Origin of the sequence: Sporosarcina cyprini (genome assembly GCF_022048975.1) — a bacterium.
Classification (GTDB): domain Bacteria; phylum Bacillota; class Bacilli; order Bacillales_A; family Planococcaceae; genus Sporosarcina; species Sporosarcina cyprini.
Map to the genome: position 1 here is coordinate 24,003 of NZ_JAKMHX010000020.1, position 19,481 is coordinate 43,483.

The 19,481-nt window shown below is 43.1% G+C and carries 22 protein-coding genes and 1 pseudogene; 18 read left to right on the forward strand and 5 right to left on the reverse strand.

Going from position 1 to position 19,481, the window contains the following annotated elements; translation table 11 throughout:
- The first annotated feature begins 4 nt into the window (after positions 1-4).
- Together L7D49_RS20425 and L7D49_RS07180 are read left to right on the forward strand one after the other, a co-directional pair.
- Positions 5-636, forward strand: a pseudogene (locus tag L7D49_RS20425) (HD domain-containing protein).
- Between the two features lie 28 nt (positions 637-664).
- The gene (locus tag L7D49_RS07180) at positions 665-874 is read left to right on the forward strand and encodes a DUF4083 family protein (protein WP_238080164.1); all 210 of its coding nucleotides are present in this window, start codon (positions 665-667) and stop codon (positions 872-874) included.
- Positions 875-881: 7 nt separating this feature from the next.
- Here the strand turns inward: L7D49_RS07180 and L7D49_RS07185 are convergent, their stop codons facing one another.
- The 3 genes from L7D49_RS07185 to L7D49_RS07195 all read right to left on the reverse strand — a co-directional run bounded on the left by L7D49_RS07185 (position 882) and on the right by L7D49_RS07195 (position 2,362).
- Positions 882-1,223 (reverse strand): hypothetical protein, encoded by a 342-nt coding sequence (locus L7D49_RS07185; protein ID WP_238080165.1) that lies wholly within the window; start codon positions 1,221-1,223, stop codon positions 882-884.
- Between the two features lie 67 nt (positions 1,224-1,290).
- The gene (locus L7D49_RS07190) at positions 1,291-1,830 is read right to left on the reverse strand and encodes a transcription repressor NadR (RefSeq protein WP_238080166.1); all 540 of its coding nucleotides are present in this window, start codon (positions 1,828-1,830) and stop codon (positions 1,291-1,293) included.
- 85 nt (positions 1,831-1,915) lie between these two features.
- A complete protein-coding gene (locus L7D49_RS07195; protein ID WP_238080167.1) occupies positions 1,916-2,362 on the reverse strand; it encodes a DUF4385 domain-containing protein in 447 nt (148 codons plus the stop codon).
- Between the two features lie 248 nt (positions 2,363-2,610).
- Here L7D49_RS07195 and L7D49_RS07200 point away from each other — a divergent pair, with 248 nt between their 5' ends.
- The 14 genes from L7D49_RS07200 to L7D49_RS07265 all read left to right on the forward strand — a co-directional run bounded on the left by L7D49_RS07200 (position 2,611) and on the right by L7D49_RS07265 (position 14,571).
- Positions 2,611-3,939: an MFS transporter gene (locus L7D49_RS07200; RefSeq protein WP_238080168.1), complete on the forward strand. Its 1,329-nt coding sequence runs from the start codon at positions 2,611-2,613 to the stop codon at positions 3,937-3,939.
- A 77-nt stretch (positions 3,940-4,016) separates the two neighbouring features.
- Positions 4,017-5,126: a flavin monoamine oxidase family protein gene (locus L7D49_RS07205; protein WP_238080169.1), complete on the forward strand. Its 1,110-nt coding sequence runs from the start codon at positions 4,017-4,019 to the stop codon at positions 5,124-5,126.
- 148 nt (positions 5,127-5,274) lie between these two features.
- A complete protein-coding gene (pnuC, locus tag L7D49_RS07210; protein WP_238080170.1) occupies positions 5,275-5,991 on the forward strand; it encodes a nicotinamide riboside transporter PnuC in 717 nt (238 codons plus the stop codon).
- A 24-nt stretch (positions 5,992-6,015) separates the two neighbouring features.
- Complete coding sequence (nadR, locus tag L7D49_RS07215; protein ID WP_238080171.1) at positions 6,016-7,071, forward strand: multifunctional transcriptional regulator/nicotinamide-nucleotide adenylyltransferase/ribosylnicotinamide kinase NadR; 1,056 nt, start codon at positions 6,016-6,018, stop codon at positions 7,069-7,071.
- Between the two features lie 135 nt (positions 7,072-7,206).
- Positions 7,207-7,692: a CDI toxin immunity protein gene (locus L7D49_RS07220; protein WP_238080172.1), complete on the forward strand. Its 486-nt coding sequence runs from the start codon at positions 7,207-7,209 to the stop codon at positions 7,690-7,692.
- Between the two features lie 59 nt (positions 7,693-7,751).
- Entirely contained in the window at positions 7,752-8,219 is a 468-nt protein-coding gene (locus L7D49_RS07225; RefSeq protein WP_238080173.1) for an SRPBCC family protein, read from the forward strand.
- A 59-nt stretch (positions 8,220-8,278) separates the two neighbouring features.
- Positions 8,279-9,196 (forward strand): NUDIX hydrolase, encoded by a 918-nt coding sequence (locus L7D49_RS07230; RefSeq protein ID WP_238080174.1) that lies wholly within the window; start codon positions 8,279-8,281, stop codon positions 9,194-9,196.
- Positions 9,197-9,326: 130 nt separating this feature from the next.
- Positions 9,327-9,614 (forward strand): hypothetical protein, encoded by a 288-nt coding sequence (locus L7D49_RS07235; RefSeq protein ID WP_238080175.1) that lies wholly within the window; start codon positions 9,327-9,329, stop codon positions 9,612-9,614.
- A gap of 96 nt (positions 9,615-9,710) precedes the next feature.
- Positions 9,711-10,613 carry an ABC transporter ATP-binding protein gene (locus L7D49_RS07240; protein ID WP_238080176.1) on the forward strand — a complete coding sequence of 301 codons (903 nt, stop codon included), beginning with the start codon at positions 9,711-9,713 and terminating at the stop codon, positions 10,611-10,613.
- The gene (locus L7D49_RS07245) at positions 10,594-11,694 is read left to right on the forward strand and encodes an ABC transporter permease subunit (RefSeq protein ID WP_238080177.1); all 1,101 of its coding nucleotides are present in this window, start codon (positions 10,594-10,596) and stop codon (positions 11,692-11,694) included. Before L7D49_RS07240 ends, L7D49_RS07245 begins: the two co-directional genes overlap by 20 nt.
- 1 nt (position 11,695) lies before the next feature.
- Positions 11,696-13,000, forward strand: coding sequence for an ABC transporter permease subunit (locus tag L7D49_RS07250; protein ID WP_238080178.1), 1,305 nt, complete (start codon positions 11,696-11,698; stop codon positions 12,998-13,000).
- Positions 13,001-13,367: 367 nt separating this feature from the next.
- Positions 13,368-13,769 (forward strand): hypothetical protein, encoded by a 402-nt coding sequence (locus tag L7D49_RS07255; RefSeq protein WP_238080179.1) that lies wholly within the window; start codon positions 13,368-13,370, stop codon positions 13,767-13,769.
- A gap of 15 nt (positions 13,770-13,784) precedes the next feature.
- Positions 13,785-14,099 carry a hypothetical protein gene (locus L7D49_RS07260; RefSeq protein WP_238080180.1) on the forward strand — a complete coding sequence of 105 codons (315 nt, stop codon included), beginning with the start codon at positions 13,785-13,787 and terminating at the stop codon, positions 14,097-14,099.
- 97 nt (positions 14,100-14,196) lie between these two features.
- A complete protein-coding gene (locus tag L7D49_RS07265; RefSeq protein ID WP_238080181.1) occupies positions 14,197-14,571 on the forward strand; it encodes a hypothetical protein in 375 nt (124 codons plus the stop codon).
- Positions 14,572-14,663: 92 nt separating this feature from the next.
- On the opposite strand, the gene L7D49_RS07270 is transcribed toward L7D49_RS07265, so the two are convergent.
- Entirely contained in the window at positions 14,664-16,076 is a 1,413-nt protein-coding gene (locus L7D49_RS07270) for a M20 family metallopeptidase (protein WP_238080182.1), read from the reverse strand.
- Positions 16,077-16,147: 71 nt separating this feature from the next.
- Positions 16,148-17,575: a YfcC family protein gene (locus L7D49_RS07275; protein WP_238080183.1), complete on the reverse strand. Its 1,428-nt coding sequence runs from the start codon at positions 17,573-17,575 to the stop codon at positions 16,148-16,150.
- 281 nt (positions 17,576-17,856) lie between these two features.
- On the opposite strand from L7D49_RS07275, the gene L7D49_RS07280 reads away from it, so the two are divergent.
- Positions 17,857-18,720, forward strand: coding sequence for a LysR family transcriptional regulator (locus tag L7D49_RS07280; RefSeq protein WP_238080184.1), 864 nt, complete (start codon positions 17,857-17,859; stop codon positions 18,718-18,720).
- 98 nt (positions 18,721-18,818) lie between these two features.
- A complete protein-coding gene (locus L7D49_RS07285; protein ID WP_238080185.1) occupies positions 18,819-19,016 on the forward strand; it encodes a hypothetical protein in 198 nt (65 codons plus the stop codon).
- The last annotated feature ends 465 nt before the right edge of the window (positions 19,017-19,481 follow it).

A 19,481-nucleotide genomic window follows, 5' to 3' on the forward strand; every position in this document is an offset into this window, starting at 1 on the left:
ATATATGGAACAGTTACTACTACAATGTGAACAACAAGTACGATCTATTTACGAGGAATTTGATGCAAGTCACGATTTTGATCATATCGAACGAGTAAGGAGAAATGCGGAAACGATCTGTAAAACGATGCCTGAGGCGGACACGACGATTGTTCAGCTCGCCGTTCTTTTGCATGATATTGATATCCGAAATATCGGACTGACGAATCTAGATCGCCACAAGATGTTTTGACAAGCATCGGCGCAAGTCCTGATACCATCCAGCGAGTCGTCGAAACGATTGAAAGTGTTTCATTCAGCGGAGGCCAGTCAAAAGAGTTGAAGTCAATCGAAGGGGCCATTGTCCGCGACGCCGACCGTCTTGATGCGATAGGAGCCATCGGTATTGCCCGGACATTTGCCTACGGCGGAGCGAAAGGGCGGAAGCTGTATGACAAAGCAGAATCAGCACGCCTTTCCATGACGGAAGAGGAATATAGAACAAAAAGCACCGCGTCTGTCACTCATTTCTATGAGAAGTTACTCTTGTTGAAAGATCTGATGGTGACGGGAGAAGGGAAGCGGCTGGCAGAAGAGCGACATGCCTTGATGGTGGAATTTTTAGCCCAACTTGATCGAGAAGTGGGATTACGATAATTTTAACTTGCAGGAAGGAGAGGATAAAGTGACTTCGACAAATACCATTTTTCATTTTGGAGATATCTTTTTTACAATTGTATTTTTATTGTTAGTCATTCTGTTCTTTGTATCGCTGACACTCTTCCTCAAGTCACGATCCGGAAATCAAAAAAAGCAAATCGTGCAAACCCAACAGATTGAACAAAAATTAGATCGAATCATCGATTTGCTTGAAAATGAGAAGAAGCTAAAATAGTAATGTACTATGGTTTAGAGATAAATCCTTTTCCAATTACGGTCTTTTTATCTGCACCAACAAATACGGAGAGTTCTTCTGAATCCGTTTCTTTATTGTGAAATGTTATGATATAAACTTCATCTTGCTCATAGTCTTCTGCAATAAATGGCTCAATTTCTTCTGTTACCGTAACTTTCCGCACGGTCGAATCTTTCGGGCTGGTAGGGATAAGCTGTTGTTCTTCTTCTGTTAGGCTCCCAAAGGCCACCATTTCAATCGGAACTTCATTTTTAGTACCTGCCAACTGGCAACCGGTTAACATGCTAACAAGGAAAATTAAAAGTAAGGGTTTTCTTAGGTGAAACAAAACATTCCTCCTCCTCTGAAATGGAAAGTCTTTGTAGATATATTCAACGTAAAAAAGCGGAAATCCTTCATTCCACGAGGATTCCCGCTTTTTTTAACTCCGCCATAGCATCCGCAATTTGTTCTTTCCGATCTGCGATGACAGTATGCAGATGGATACCGTCTTCAGATAGATTGGATAAGTAAGAGGCATTTGATTCTTCGATCCGCTGAAGGAACTCTTTAACGTCCCGCCGGTTGCTCACCATGATCGATGCACTCAAGTCACCGTAGACAGGGTGTTCCACTTTTACATCTTTCACTGTAATCCCGTGGTCGACAAGGATGTATAATTCCTCTTGCGTCTGTTCGGGTGCATGCCTACAGACAAGCACTTGCTCGATTTTTTGCCCTTCATGCGATTCCTGCATGTATATGTATCCTTGGCTCGTTGCCACAATGGGCTCGTTTTTTGCTTTCAACAACGTCATATCGCCTACGATGACTTGTCGGCTGACATTCGTCAACTCGCCGAGCTCTTTGCCCGTCAATGGCTTTTTAGATTTTTGCAGGGTCTCCAGTAGAAATTGCCGTCTTTCATCCCCGGTCATTTTATCATTTTGATTCATCGTTTTCCCTCCTTGCCCCATAGTGTAGCATAAAAGGGATGCATCCATCACTGGGAACTTTCATGATTTGACGTCTCGGCATTGCTTAGCCATACGTTTGCTGGTGAGCTTTCTTTCTCTTCAAATAGTCTTCGTCTTTCCGGATTTTGTCCCAGTAGACTTTGAATATGTCAGCCGATTTTGCTTTTTCCGGATCGATCTGCCGCTCTTTTATTGTACCATCCTCATTATATTTGCGACCGCCTTTATAATTGGTATACCGCCGAGCCCGTGTATATCCCATTTGGATGAATTTCCTCGCCATGTCCATCCCGACAAAATCATCATGTTTCCGGTAATTTTCGAACAGCTCCATAATTTTCTCAGCTGATTCTTGGGCAATTGGGGGTGTTTTAAATCGCCAAAAGGGCAAGATTTCACTTTTATATGGTTCTACTAATAAAACCCCTTGTTCGCCTTTTCCTACTCGATACAGCTCGGGATGCTTTCGTAAATCGAGATTGTCGTAGTCAAGATTATAATCAAACGGCATAGCAGGGCCACCTCCTCTTTGTAAAAGGAATTTACCCCTTTGCTATTAGTTAAAACGCGATGTAATATTGTCGATCCAAGAGAAGCATGACATAGTAAAGTACAGAGCCCTCGAAAGTTTTTCTTTTTCACAGTCTTTTATGCTGGAGAGTTCGTTAGATTAACCGACGTAGTTGTTGATGATAAGGATTTTTCTCTGTGTTACGTCAACAAGATTTTAAATTATGTAAGAAGGGAGAGTGAAGTCTAGTGAAAGATCGTACAAAAAAAGCAGTTGCTCATTCTGCATTGATACAAAGCTACGTGAGTTCGATAGAAAAACAACAGCAGTTATATAAGCGAACATTATTTGTTGTAGTTCTTTCCCAAATTTTTGGTGGTGCTGGTCTTGCTGCCGGCATCACAGTTGGAGCGCTTTTAGCCAAGAACATGCTAGGTACAGATAGTATGACTGGCCTTCCAACAGCATTATTTACATTAGGATCTGCAGGCGCAGCACTGCTAGTAGGACGCCTTTCTCAGCAATATGGACGCCGGTCAGGACTAGCAGCCGGCTTTTTGCTTGGAGGTGCCGGTGCCATTGGAGTCGTCCTTTCGGCATTGACGAATAATGTTTACTTATTATTTGTCTCCCTCTTAATTTATGGAGCGGGTTCAGCCACAAATCTACAGGCTCGCTATGCCGGGGCAGACTTGGCGACTAACAAACAAAGAGCCAAGGCGATTAGTGTGGCCATGGTGTCGACCACATTGGGTGCCGTTGCTGGCCCTAATCTGGTAGATGTCATGGGTGGGGTTGCTGAGTCAATCGGGATACTTCCTCTAGCTGGCCCCTTTTTGCTGGCCGCTGCGGCTTACATACTAGCTGGCTTAATACTATTAGCTTTCCTTCGACCGGATCCTTTGCTAATTTCGAAAGCAATCAATGCGCAAATAGCTGCTGACGAATCCAAGAAAGAGGGACAATCGAATCTATTTACTCTAAATAAAAGGGGTGTTTTTGCCGGAGCCTCCGTTATGATACTGACTCAATTTGTAATGACAGCGATTATGACGATGACACCCATCCATATGGGGCATCATGGACATAGTTTGCAAGCAGTGGGACTCGTGATTGGATTTCATATAGGAGCCATGTTTTTACCTTCGTTAGTTACCGGCTATCTTGTTGATAAAATTGGACGCGTAAAAATGGCGCTCGGTTCCGCTGTAACGTTACTTGTTACAGGTATTCTAGCAGCAAGCGGCTCTGGCGAATCAATGGCAATGCTTGTAACCTCCCTCATTTTGCTTGGTCTTGGATGGAATTTCGGTTTAATAAGTGGTACGGCCATGATTGTGGATGCTACTTCACCGTCCAATCGGGCAAAGACACAGGGCTCAGTAGATGTAGGAATTGCGTTATCTGGTGCACTTGGTGGAGGTTTGTCAGGAGTCATTGTAGCCCAATCAAGCTATGCTGCACTTTCAATTTTTGGCGGGTTATTAGCTTTACTGCTAATTCCTATTGTAATTAGGGCAAGCATCGATAGTAAAAAGAAATCCAGTCAATTGGACACGTCCGAGAAAACAATTTAATCTGCAGAGTTGGGAAGGCTACAGAGAAAGTTTAGGTATTCAAGTTCGTTCATCTAAAGTTAGAAAGAGGAAGGTATATGAAACATCCGATTATCATAATTGGAGCAGGTGTAAGCGGACTTTGGGCAGCCTCGCTGTTGACCCAGCAAGGCATTGCCTGCAGGTTGCTGGAAGCGAGGAACCGGATCGGCGGCAGGGTTCTAAGTATTTCAGATGCGAACAGACCAGACCTTGGCCGATTTGATCTCGGGCCGACTTGGTTTTGGCCGCAATACGAGCAGAAGATCAGTAGTCTGGTGAAGGAATTGAATGTTGCGACGTTTGATCAATATACGGAAGGTGCTTTATTGGCTGAACATTCTCTGAATGAAGCCCCAAAACGCTATACACTACCAGAAAACGGGAATGCAATGTCAGTACGTATTAGAGGTGGCGTGCAGACTCTCATTGAAGCAATATCGGATACAATCCCACCTGAAATTATTGAGCTGGGTACAACAGTGTCGGCAATCCGGCAATATTCAGCGAGCGAATTGTCAATTCAGACTCTCCTTGCTGATGGAACAAGTAAAGAATTTATGACGAGTGCTATCATCCTGGCGTTGCCGCCTCGAATGGTTGCTCGTCATATTGAATTTTCACCACCTCTTCCACCGAATCTGCTTGCAGACCTTGCAAGCAAACCGACATGGATGGCGAGTCATGCGAAAGTAGTTGCCGTGTATGAACGTCCTTTTTGGAGAGAAGTTGGCCTCTCCGGAAACGCTACAAGTTGGGTTGGCCCATTGCAGGAAATACATGATGCGTCCCCTGAAACCGGTTCAGGTGCATTGTTTGGCTTCTTTGGCTGGCCGGCAATACAACGCCAAGAGCTTGGTCAGGAGGAACTTCTCAAATTGGTAACGGGTCAACTGGTAAGGTTCTTTGGACCTGAAGCTCACAAAATGAAAGCCATGCTCTATAAAGATTGGTCAACAGACACAAAAACGGCAGTTAAGGAAGACTTGGATCGTCTCCATGACTTTCCTCAATACGGATACCCGCCCGATACAGGGATTTGGGGAAAGAACCTAATTTTTGCAGGAACCGAAACGGATCCACAGTTTGGTGGACATTTAGAAGGGGCATTGCAAGCAGCCGAGAAAGCAGTCGCTAAATTAATGAATTTAACTGATCAACTGAAGTAATCCAGTTGACCAAGCTCTCATTAAGCAGTTTCCAGCTGCAACGATGAGAGTTTTTTATTTTTAAAAACCAGTTGACAATACATAGATACAATCATATACTAAGTATAGATAGTAACAAAATATAACTAAGTAAAGGAGATGGAGAAGCATGGCGGAGAGAATGAAGGGGTACTTGGCGGAATGGTCAGTCTTCGAAAAAGCATGGGTAGTCATTTTCACAGGCATCACAGTCTATTTGTATTTTGCTTTTCAGGATACATTACTCGGATTGATCAGTTCGATAGCTGGCATGTTGTGCGTCGTACTAGTGGCAAAAGGGAAGGTGTCAAACTATGTTTTCGGAATCATCCAGACGGTAACATACGGCTATATCGCTTATGGATATGGATTATACGGTGAATCGATGTTGAACTGGTTGTTTTACTTCCCGATGCAATTTATCGGGATCTGGCTCTGGATGAAGCATTATAAGAAAAAAGAAGAGTCCGAACAAGGTGAGAACGTATATGTAAAGAGATTGAATCTGAAAGGTTGGATGATTGTTATCGGAGCTTTCGCAATCGGAGCATTTGTCTACGCTGAAGTGTTAACGTTGCTCGCGGCACAACAAGTCCGGATTGACAGCATGGCCGTCGTCCTGTCGGTAATCGCTCAAATACTAATGGTACAGCGATATGCCGAACAATGGGTCATCTGGATTTTAGTCAATCTCCTCACCATCTCATTGTGGGTCATCACGATGGTTCAGACGGGAGGCAACGATTGGAACATGGTCATTATGTGGACAGCATTTCTAGTCAACTCCGTCTATGGTTATAGAAACTGGCTGAAATTATCGAAGGTACAAGTTTCGGCAGACAAATAATTATTGATAAGGGAGAAGATAACGATGACGAATGTAAATAAAACAGCAGAGCAAAAAATAGGACACTATGGCGGGAAATTCATTCCGTTTCATAAAGGACATTTATATGCCATTACAAAAGCAGCTGCACAAGTAGACCATCTTTATGTGTTAGTTAGTTATCATGAAGAACGGGATAAAAAGTTATGCGAGGATGCGGGACTCGACTATATTGATTACCGCAGGAGGCAGCAGTGGATTATGACGTCTGTGAAAAACATGCCGAATGTTACGGTATTGGCGGTGGAAGATCCTTATACGGAGGACATGGAGTACATGTGGCTTGAGGGCGGGCGTCGCATGATTGAAGTGATCCCTGAGAAGATCACCCATATTTTCAGTTCGGAAAGCGAGTATGATTACTGGTTCAGGCAAATCTATGGAGAGGATATTCACCATGTGGTCATTGATGAGGCACGGGAGATTTTTCCGATCAGTGCAACAAAGATCCGGAATGAGGGAGTCTTTGCGAACTGGGATATGATTCCGGAGGCGGCGAAGCCCTATTATACGAAGAAGGTTGCCATAGTGGGAGTGGAATCATGCGGGAAATCCACGTTAACACGAAATTTGGCGCAGCTGTTCGGCACGGAATATGTAGAGGAATATGGACGCACAGTGAGTGAAGAGATTGGTGACGGTAGCTCATTGTTGACGGAAGAACATTACAAGGAAATTGTCTTTGGCCATAAACATATGGAGTACCAGAAAATTAAGAAAGCCAATAAACTATTATTTATCGACAGCGAAGCGGTTGTTTCCCAATACTACGCGAAAATGTACCTAGGGCAGGAACTCGAGTTCATCGAAGGGGTCATCCAGTCGCAGGATTATGATTTATATTTATTCTTGGAGCCTGACGTCAAGTGGGTAGCGGATGGATACCGGACATTCAGCGATCCGGAAGTGAGAAGAAAGACGAATGAGGTACTCAAGCAAATGTTTGATGACCGGGGAATCAAGTACGTGACGGTGAGCGGGAATTATGAGGAACGGCTTGACCGGGCGATTGAGCATATTACAAAGCTTTTGACGAAGTAGAGGGGTTCTATTGGGACCCTTCTTTTTTCGCTCAAAATACTAAAAGGAAGAGTATAATTAATATAAGTACTGCGACGAGATAAACACCTTCCGTAACAAACTGCCGTTATTAATTTTTCTGAGTGGGATGACAAAATGAATAGAGAAGAAAGAAAAAAGCGTTTAGAAGAAATGGTACGTGCTAGAAAAATGAACGAAGACAAATTGGAAAACGATCGGCGAATTAGCGAATTACGAGAACTGTTCCCTGCTGGAAAAGCAGTGGAGATTTTGGATGTGAAAGAAAGCGAACACGTTGAAACTGAAATGACCGACAGATTTCCGATTGCTTGGTATGGAAGAATTGATTGGGACAAAATGAGCAATAAAAGAGTTCTAGCTTATGAAGAACTTCAACATATTACGGATATTCTCTCGCGGCAAGGTTTGGATCATACGTTACCAGTCTATGTTATTGTCGGATTACACGGATACCCTCTAGTGAAGACTTCATTAACGACAACTATGGAAAGTATTGAAGAGATTATGTATATGGGGCCAGACCAGTATATTTACTGCCCCTTATCAAATTATGTGATTGAATTTTTCCACGATGATGTGATTACTCTGGGCTGGCTTTAACTTAATAACTAAGTTGCACTGTTAATTCCAAAATTGATTACAAGAAAGGTACCTACATTATGCCAATTATCAAATACGATATTTTTGTAAACGCACCTATCAATGTCTGCTTTGATCTTTCCAGAAACGTTGAGATCCACATGGAAACAACAAGTAAAACAAAGGAAAGAGCGATTGCTGGTGTTACATCTGGACTGATGGAACAAGGCGATACAGTTACTTGGGAAGCCACCCACCTAGGAGTAAGACAACAATTAACTGCTAAAATTATTGAGATGGACAGACCATATCAATTTACGGATGTGATGGTGAAGGGTGCCTTTCATTCATTTACACATACACATGAATTTATTGAAAGTGGAACAGGAACTATTATGAAAGATACCTTCTCATATAAATCTCCTCTTGGCATTCTAGGCGTCATAGCTGATAAATTGTTTTTAGAAAAGTATATGAGGAACTTTATTGTAAATCGTGCGAAAGAGTTAAAAAGGATTGCAGAAAAAGAAATAGGGAATCGCTTGTAATTAAATAAAGATAGTAATAAGATGCAACTAAGTAGTGTTTTGGAAAGGGGTAGACGTCGATGGAAGAAAAGGACTTACAGAATTTGAGTGAACGAGAATTTATTGAGCAGTATCGAAAGACGGAGAAGGACAAGTATGAGAAACCATCCGTTACAACAGATATGGCCATCTTCACGGTTGCGACGGAAAAGCCGACAGATAAAAGGAAAAAGGCGGAGAAAGAATTGCAGTTGCTGCTCATCCGGCGAGGGGGGCATCCATATAAAGGTGACTGGGCATTAGCAGGCGGCTTCATGGGGATCGACGAAGACCTGGATACAGCTGTGCAGCGGGAACTGAAAGAGGAAACGGGGGTAGACGGAGTCTATGCGGAACAACTTTACACCTGGAGTGCAGTAGATCGGGACCCTCGAATGCGTATTGTCAGCGTCAGTTATTTGGCGCTCGTCGATCAGGAAAAGCTACCGCCTCTGCAAGCTGGCGATGATGCGGAGGAGGTAAGATGGTTTACCGTCAGGGATCACGTAGTTGATATCCAGGACGAGCTCGATGGGGAAATCAGGAGGCGGACCGAAAAGATAAAACTGGAGCTGCTTTCTGGTACTGTTACTGTTTCTGCAATCGTGGAGAAAGTCACAGAGACGGATCAAGCAAATACAAAAACGACTACGACCATTATCGAACGGCAAGGCATAGCCTTTGACCATGCAGAAATCATCCTGTACTCGCTCGAGCGATTGCGCGGCAAAGTGAATTACACGAATATCGCATTCAACTTGGTGGGGAATGAGTTTACGCTGCCCGATTTGCAGCAGGTCTATGAAGTAATTTTAGGTAGGGAGCTAAACAAAGTCCAATTTCGCCGGCATGTAGAAGACATGGTTATAGATACAGGAAAGGAAATCAAGACAGGTGCCTACCGCCCATCCAAGCTGTATCGGTACAATGTTGGCTGGGTGTATGATCAGTGGAAATAAAGCGAAGCTGTTTATGAAATGCATACATCAGTTAGCAAAAAGCCAAAAGCGTAGCGAGTTAATTAACTTGCTGTGCTTTTTTTGTGTGGTTTTCGGTGCAGTTATGACAATTTCGGAAATAAAGGAGCGGTTGGCAAATGTATTAGAAGGAGAACAGAGATACGAGCGGTTTGCCAGGATATACGAGTGGTTAGCCGGCAGATACGAGAGGTTGCAGAAATATATGAGTGGTTGGCTGGTTATACGAGCGGTTGGCGAGTGGATACGAGAGGTTGTGGGAAAATACGAGCGGTTAGCCGTGATATACGAGCGGTTGCCGGCGGTACCAAATGTTGGCGAAATACCGGGGAGATCAGAGGCATGGTTGATTACAGGAAAAAAAGCACATACGAGTGCTCGATGGAGGCATGGCTCCTGACTAGTATTAATAAATTTTTTTATTGCCATAATGATCTGAATTTATGTTAGGATAGTTTAAGAGATATACATTTTTTACAGAAAGAGGGGATAGGTGATGGGAATTCTAGCAGTTCAGAACTTGACAAAAGTATATAAGAGTCATAAAGTGCTCGATGCGATTAGCTTGACGATTGACACGCCTGGTATTTGGGCTCTTGTCGGACCAAACGGAGTGGGAAAGACGACATTTCTCAATGTTATTACAAATATTCTTCCAGCAAATTCTGGGACGGTCGAACTTATGGGAAAGAGCAATAAAGACTCAACGGTTTTTAAGGAAGTCGCATTTCTTCAGGATAATACGGTGTTGTTTGATTATTTAACGGGATATGACCATTTGAAATATATTAGTGACGTACAGAAGATGCCTAAAGACCGAGTGAAAGAAGTGGCGGAATACGTGGGCATGGAAGGCTATTTGAAGAAGACCGTCGGCAATTATTCACTAGGGATGAAACAGCATTTGTTGCTGGCGATGTCGCTCATTAATCAACCAAAGTTATTGCTACTGGATGAGCCGTTGAATGGCTTGGACCCGACGAGCGCTATTTTAATGAGGAAAATCTTATTGGAGCTGGCCGATCAGGGCACCACCATCCTATTGTCATCTCATAATTTATCCGAGATCGACCGTGTTACGAAACAGATTTTGTTTTTGAAGGATGGAAAACTGACGCAAGTCGATATGCATCAATTTGAGGATACATACTATGACATTTTGCTATCCGATCCTGAGCGTGCCAAGCGTGTGCTTGTGGAAGGCGGATATCAGGTCGGTCATGAAAATGGAACGAGGGGTATCCGTCTTCATTTGGAAAGTGACCAGCTTGATCAAGTGATTGAATTAATTAAGTCGGAAGGGCTGCAAATCCTCGACATTCAGAAAGAAAAAACAGGGTCAGAGAAATTATACAAAGAAATTTTTTCAGGAGCTCCGCATGAAAAAAATCTTGTTTGAGTGGAAAAAAATCTCGCGTCTTAGAGTGTTTCCTGTTTTTTTGCAGCTGACATTCGCCTTTGTATTCGGCTTGTTTTTTTATAACCATATGTCACAGGGACAAATTGAAGTTAAGAAAATTGAGTATTTTACAGAGCTGCAAAATGACGTGAACCAGCAGCTTCTCAATGCAGAACAGGAGATGAAAAAGGGCAAGACCCAGAGTCTTAAGGGTCAACTGCATTTTGGTGCTGAGCTTTCCACCAGACTGCAAGAATTGATTTATGCCATCAAAAGCCGCAACTGGCAAAACGAATTGCAGAAAGAGATCGCAGTCTATGAATCAGCTATGGAATACACAAAGTTTGATGGCTCGTATTTTGGAGTCAGCATGATCGATATGGAAATTACGATAAAATTGAATGAGGAGCTCCTGAAGAGGAACCTGCCGAAGGAAGATTTTGACTTATCAATTCAAACTTCAATTTTTATGAAGAAAGTAATTTCGTTAGTCATGAACCCTGTTGGTTTTGTCATGCTGCTGTTTGTGTTGGGTCTCATCGTAACGAGAGAATTTGATGATAATAGCATCCGTCAAGTATTGACCTTGCCCATGACAAGAGTCCAATATATGTTCATCAAATTTGCAACCATTGTCAGTGGCGGAATCCTTTGGCTTGCCATCATTTTTGGCACTTCCTATGGGGTTGGTGAACTGCTTGGCCGATCAAAAGGGAATATTTTTCAATATCCAATATATACGAGCCAAGATACATTTATCAGTTCTGGTGACTATTTAGTAGAAGCAGCCTTGTATGGTTGTAGCTTTATGGTATTCTCAGTTGGCCTGTTTCTGTTGATAGCCTATTTATTTCAAAATACAATCATTGCGTTCTCGGCATTGCTTTTCATCATTGCGGGGGGGTGGCTCGTTGATAGTTATGGATTCCAAAGTCTTTATAATCCATTCACGTATCAAATGGTTGACCAGGCTATTTTAAGGACACCTCAGTTTTTCCCTGGCGGCATTGCAGTATTGTGTGTGGCTTTAATACTTATGCTGGCAGCTACAATGATGCTCAACCGAAAGCGAGGAATGTGAGATGAAGCACTTTCTCTTTGAATGTAAAAAGATAATCAAAAAAAGATCGATATGGATTGCCCTGATTCTTTCGGTTGTGGCGATGTCCGGCTACTATTTCTTTAACTATTCCGTTGCGGAGCGCATGCATATGAATCGCATGTTTGACCTGGAAAATAGCCAGATCGAGTTTCCGGAAAAGATTGCGGAAGACCGTCATGCGCTGGAAGAAGCCAATAAGGCAGGAGATAGCGCGAAGGCTCTTGATTTACAGTTGAGTATTGATATCTATGAAAAGATGCTTGCTGATAAAAAGTTTGATTTGGATCATATAGAAGCTGGTAATTGGGCAGCCATTACGCAAAAGCAATACGAACAGTTGGATCGTGATGTTGCCATTTCAAAGAGTCAGAACTATCCAGTGCATTCTATGATGGATCAGATGGTCTCGATGTTCACTGTGAGGGCCACAGCTGAGGAATTGAGGTTGCTGGCTGAAACGGGAGACGAACCCCTTATTCAAATGAATTCAATTACGCCTTTCCATCCGACATTATATGATCGATTTACAGGAAAGACGCTGGAATTATGGGAAGATACAACGAAACGCTATGGGATGCCTGGTTTTTATTTCTTGTATCAGATCATTCCTGCGTTCGTAATTCCATTTATCATTTTGATCGGGTGCTTTGTTTTCGGAAACAATGTTTCTTCCGAAGCGACCAAAAAGAGAAAAGGGCTGAACCTATATGCCGTCCTGCCAGTTAATCGGCCTGGGTTGTTTTTTGCTAAGTTTGGCAGCGGATTGTTATGTACTCTTCTTTTTGTTTTTTTGATTTTATGCGTGCCGCTTCTTTCAAGTCTTCTTACATCCGGTGTAGGCAGCTTGCAATTTCCTGTATTGATATACGATGGGCCAGGCGAAAGCCTGCTTGGATTAAAGAGTGCAAATATACTAAACGAATGGACAGATGAATTTCATTTTACTACGCTCGGGAACTACTTGGGGATGGTTCTGCTAATGACAGCGGCTCTCGTATTCCTGATGTATTCCGTCTATTTTCTGCTGTCGCTCTTTTTCAAAAATCCGAGTGTAAATGCTGCCCTCCTGCTCATTGTCACCTTTTTTGGCATGACTGTGTTGCCAAAGTCTCCGTTTAATCCATTTACCTATGTAGATCTACATCGGGTAATTAACGGTGAATTTGCTGTCTCCCACTTTAATGATGCGATCGATATTACGAATGGGCTTTTGTTAGTAGGGGCATTGGGATTAGTATTGACTATTTTCAGTTATGTGCGGTTCAGGCGTTATATTGTGGAGTAAGCTGGGGAGACGAGTGCGGGTTGGCATGTGAATAAAATAAGGTATTGCCAATAAGCAATGGAAAGTGTTAGGAGGGGAATGGTAATTTGGTTAAAACAGTGACTTTTTCGTTCGATAGTACCAAGTATCCTGGGGTAGCAGACACCGAAACTTTTACATTGGACCAGTTCGGGATTGACTTGAATATGGATAAAAAAGAAATAGAGACGCAGATGCAACGTCTACTGGAGATGTGGATTTGGCACAAACTGAATATCTCGTACAGTATAGTCTATGATTCATAACAAAATTGACGATCTGTAAGTGCGTATCAAAAAATGTGTTACACAATCTATGACCGAAATTGATGACTGGAGGTGATAGAAAAGTGAATCCTACGAAGATAACAAAGAGGATACTTCCTGTTTTTCTAATTGGTTGTCTGTTGGCAGGCGGGATTTTCATTAAGACAAAGGCACAGACGATTAAGGGCGACGGGGTCACTTTTAGCGAGTATTTTCATCCGTACGATGTTCTCAATGTAAGAGAACACGTTCGCTACTATGACCTTGCTGCAAGCGATGAGGTAACCTCTCCTTTATATGAGCAAATGAAGAAGGCCATCAATCAATTAGGTACGGATCAACTGCCTTTTGAAACCGCCAGGGAAACGGCGTATCTTGTTACCTCGTCTGCTAAAAAAGGAGAGCGGTTAAGCCAAGTTCAAATCGGTTTTTTTAATCAGGATGATGCAAGACCAGGAGATTTTTTTATCATCTCTGCAACCTAAAGTGATCGAAATCCTTTGGAAGGAGTAACGATAAACGACAACCGTGATACTGTAGGAAACGAGCTGAAAAAAGTAGAACTCTTGAAGGGTGTGCCGATGTACCAGCAAATACTCACGACGAATAGTGCATTGTTATACAGATATTATGACCTTGATGAAACGGAGAATCAGATCAGAGTTGTCGGAACACAAGCAAATGAGTTTTACGCTTATTATGATGGATACATTTATCATATTGGCTATTCGATCGATAGAGAAAAGAATGACAGTGACATGCAAGAAAAGATGCTCAACTTGGTCCGTGAGTATATGTTAGTAATTTCTGAATAAATATGATTCGCAGTATTTCTTTTGAAGATTGTATAGGAGTACGTTTATGATGACTCGATATGTTTAAGACCTTCATTTATAAGAGAGGAGACGTGTAATGATTCAACGGGATAAGGTTGTCTTACTACTTTTGCTGAGCCTCATGACCATATTATTACTATTCGATTTTTTTCCAGGCATCAGCGAAATCGTATTTGTTCCAAAACCAATTCTAGTTGGCAGCCTTCTCGTTGTCTATTGTGCCGGTATCTTTCTTACACCTACTAAGAAGGAGCAAAAATTCGATGTACTTTGGCAAGCCGTGTTCCCGTTATATTTACTTATTCTCATTGTTATCTTTACTCTACTTGGAGGGAACTCTCAATCAGGCATTTCTTTTTCCAATCCTATTCTTTGGGTTGTTTTATTAATAAGTGCTCTGGATATAAGGAAAAGTTATAAAAAGGGGATGGCGGATCAATCTGTTATGTAAGCAACCGCCAGGATTATCTTTAGTATATCTATTCTTCACATTCAAAAAGCCCAATCCTTTTTAAGCAATAGGGGATTGGGCTTTTCCAAGGTTTACACCGTTTGAATTTTATACTTTTTAATCTCCGGCGGAATCGGGCAAACATATTCCTCGCCGCCGCGCTGTTCAATCAATTCCGCCTTCGCTTTTTCCAAAATATCTGGATTATGAAGGACGTTGATCGCTGTTGCCGCCATGACTTTTCCTGCATGCAGCATGCCTTTATGCGCAACAGATGTCTTTCCAGTCGATACGACCTGCCAAGTATGAAGCGGTGTACCTATTGGTTCACATCCGACTAAAGCTTGAACTGTCGGTACGACCCAGCTTACGTCGCCGACATCGCTTGTGCCCGGCATGACACCATTCGAAGGAATAAATGGGTCGATGACATCGGCCATGTCTTTCCCTTTTAATTCTTTATTCACCTGCACGTCTTTTCTTTTATCTGCTTCTGAAAGTGTCGCCCGGATAGCTTTTGCGAATTCCAAATCCTTTTCATCATACTGAGGCACTCCTAGAGCGACAAAGTTGTCATACATGACCTCTTCGAGCGTATTGTTTGGCAGAATATCGGAGGCGGCGGAAGCAAAATCGATTTCTACTTCGGTGCCCGTCATGAGTGCCGCTCCTCTCGCGATGTCGCAGACACGTTGATAAATTTCTTCTGCTTGGGCAACACGTGGAGCCCGGATAAAGTAGAGGACGTCTGCCTTCTCTTGGACGACATTCGGAGAGTATCCGCCTGTATTCGTAATGGCATAATGGATCCTTGCTTCCGGGATGACATGTTCCCGCAAATAGTTGACACCCACATTCATCAGCTCGACAGCATCGAGTGCACTTCTACCGAGGTGGGGGCTATCCGCTGCATGAGCGCTTCTTCCTTTGAATCGATAAGAAACTTCATAGCAGGCGAGGGAGGACATCGACCATACAGCATGGCGCGACCACGGATGCCAGCAGACCGCAAAATCCACATCATCAAACAAGCCTGCCCGCACCATGAAGGTTTTTCCGCTGCCGATTTCCTCTCCAGGGCAGCCATAATATCGGACTGTTCCTTCGAGGTTATTCTCCTCCAAATAATGGCGAATGGCAATGGCAGCCGCTAAAGCACCGGTGCCGAGAAGGTTATGTCCGCACCCATGTCCGTTTCCGCCTGCTTCGACCGGATTATAACTTGTTTCCGCTCCAGCCTGGCTCAAACCGGATAGGGCATCGAATTCGCCCAGTACTGCAATGACCGGGTTTCCTTTGCCAAAGCTGCCGATAAAAGCGGTTTCTATATCGCCTACGCCTTTTTCAACAGCAAAGCCTTCCTCTTCTAAGGTTTTGCATAGTAAGTCGGCTGATTGAAACTCAACAAATCCTGTCTCTGCGTATTCCCAAATTCGGTCACTGACAGAAATTAATTTCTCCCGTTTCTCTTCAATCACATTGGATAACATTTCGCGGTAGTTCATTTCATTCACCTCTGCAGAAGATTTGTTTACTAAATGGCGGGTTTACACCTCCGCGGTCTATTTCTTTAAAATTAAAACGGGCCATATTGAATCGCTTGCGCAATCACTAAGAAAATCAAAACGACAGCCACTTGGATTAAGACGTACGGCAATACCCATTTCACCCATTTGGAATAGGGGATGCCCATCATCCCTAACGCCGCCAACAGCAAGCCGCCTGTCGGAATGATCAAGTTCGATACGCCTCCGCCCATGACGGTCGCAAAGGCGGCGGTTTGTCTTGTCACACCGACCAAATCCGCAAGAGGGGCCATAATCGGCATGACTAGGGAGGCATGTCCGCTTCCGGAAGGAACGATAAAATGGATAAAGAAATTCGCCGCGCCCATTCCTACTGCGGTTACACTTGGCGGAAGCCCTTCCAGCAAACCGGAAGTTACATATAAGATCGTATCCAAAAGCCCGCCTGCTGTAAGAACAACTAAAATGGTACTTGCAACACCGATGATCATAGCGCCGGGAACCATTTCTGCGCATCCTTTTAGAAATGCGTCCGTCATGTCGTTTCCTGAAAGCTTGCCGATGAGTGCCATGATGATGGCGCCTAACAAGAAAATTCCCACAATCTCACCGATATACCAGCCAAGGCTGATGACCCCATAAATAAGGGCGATGAAACAGCCTAAAAAGACAAAAAGTGAGATGGCATGTCTCTTGCTGATTTTGTAATTCGTATCAAATGTAATGCTTTCATTTGGATTAAATCTGCCGTATTCGGCCAGTTCAGGGTTTTTCTCGATTTTATTGACATGCCGTAAAATAAAGAGGACTGTCAAAATGTAGAAGATGACATAAATGGCGATTCGCAAGCCAATTCCTGAATACATTGGAAGTTCGGCAACAGTTTGGGCAACCCCAATAGTGAAGGGATTGGTTATTCCTGAAGTGAATCCAGCGCCGAGCATCCCAAGTACAACAATGGCAAGGCCTGTCAGTGCATCAAATCCGAGGGCAATGGTCATGGGAACCACAATAGTAATGTAGACCAATGTATCCTCAGCTGCTCCAATCAGCGTACCGAGCAATGAAAAAATGAGAACCATCACGGGGATGATCAGTTTTTTCCGGGCACCGAACTTCTGGGCAGTAAATCGGATCAGCGCATCAATGGAGCCTGTCGCCTGCATAATGCCGAGAGCGCCGCCGATGAGCAAGACGAATAGGATAATCGGAGCGGCGTTCACCATACCCTGGTGAAACGAATTAAACATCTCCAGCAATCCAACGGGTGTTCGATCGACAAATTCAAATTTGGACGGGTCAATCAATGTTCGGCCATTTTCCTCAAATCTGGCGTATTTGCCCGCAGGAACCACATAGGTTAAAACAGTAATGGCAGCAATGATGATAAACATCAGAACGTAAGCACTAATTCCACTTTTCTTCTTTGGCTTCTTTTCTTCATTGCCTGCATTCTTTAAAGGTTTGGCCATGCTCATCTGTAACACTCCCTAATCATTTGGTTTGTAACGCCTGCTGTGAACTATCCCTTCCTCCAACTAGTAGCGAAAGTCTTCCCCGAGTATTCAAATAGACCCCCAATTAATTGAATTCTGAAAATAGATTTGTCAACGCTTTCATTTTATCCTGAATTAAGGCGGATGATATTCAAAATAGGAATACTGCATATTATGATTCTGAATATGTTGGGTTATAATATTTTAGAGTGAGGTATCGTATAATTGAAGCTTTAGATCGTTGAAGGACAGGTGGAATCATCGTGGAGATTAGACATTTACAGACATTTCAAATTGTAGTGGAAGAACAGAATCTAATACAGGCCGCTATGCGTCTCAATTACTCACAACCGACTGTGACCAAACACCTGCAGCAATTGGAAGAGGAAATCGGTTTGCCGCTATTCGAGAAAGTGGACAATCGTAGAAGGTTAACGAAAGCCGGAGAATTTCTGTACGAGCATTCGAAGAATATCCTCAATGAGCTCTTCATCCTTCAAATGGGAATGGAAGATTTAAAAGGGGAAAAGCAAACAATTCGGGTATGTGGTTTAGATGAATATTGCGATCGTTTCTTTCTGCCATTCGTTCGAAGCTTTCAAAAAAAGAACCCCAATGTTCTATTTGATGTGCGAGCAATCAACAGCAGTGACGATTCCCTGCAGGCGGTCATCCTCGATGAGTCGGATTTCGCAATTGTTGCCGGGAGACCCCTCAGCACAGATATCTCCTCTCAAATTATTGACTATGATGACCTGGTGCTCTTCGCTTCAAGCGATGTAGCTGCTGACCCTGCAAGGACGGAGGAGTACTTGGAGAAATATCCTGTCCTCGTCGATCACAATGCTCCCTTTATTAAATTTGAGATTTTGAAAAAAGGAACCAACTTTTCAAATACCGTTCAATGCAACAGTGACGAAGCAATAAAAAATGCCGTTCTGCAGCATGAATACTTAGGCATTATCGGAACTGGACGAATTAAAGAAGAAATCCGTTCCGGGACTGTCACCGTTTTGGAAACGTATGCATCTAATAACCCCGTCAAACTCATTGTGTTGACAAAAAAACTGGGCAACCCGGTATTTCAAGACTTTTTCACTACGTTTGGCAAGGCAAATCGGCTGTAATTTATAAATGGAGCCAGGTATATATACTTAAAAGCTAAGTGCAGAGACAAAAAAATTCATAGAATTATACGGTAGCTGAATATAAAGGGGAAATTTGAATGGAAGAGGAACTTGCGGAAAAAGTAAAAGAGGAACTTGCAGATCGGTTAGGATTAGATAAACCTGAACAATTGAAAAGTACTATGTTTCAAGGTGACTTTGGTTTTAGCATTGATTTATCTCTACTCATTCCCTTATTGTTAGTAGTTGTACTAGCCGTTTTTCTACTTAAAAGCAAAAAAAAGAGCAGTAAATAATAGGCGCATCTCCCTACAATGGATTTGCGCCTTAGAGCGTAGGCAAAGTCACTTTGAGATGAATAAAAATGCATAACCAACCGGCAGGGAGCGCAACTTCGCTTTCCATGGGCTTGGCTTCAGCCTCCTCGTCACTCCGTTCCTGCGGGGTCTTCAGCTCAAGCTATTCCCATAGGAGTCTTCGTTGCGCTCCCTGCCTTTTGATACAATTTCTTTATGGTTGAGTAATTAAACTTCTTGTATACGAGGTCTACATGTTGATTATTACCAACATTATACCTTATTAGCAGAACATCCGTTGATTGGAGCGGAAGGCGTCGACTCCTGGGGGATGAGCGGGATAGGTGAGACCCCACAGGGAAAGCCGTAACACCGAACGGCTTTTGCGACAAAAAGCAGAGCGTTTGGAGCAAGCTTGAATCGCTAATCAACAGGAAGAGGATGCCTTAATTTCTGCAAAGAACG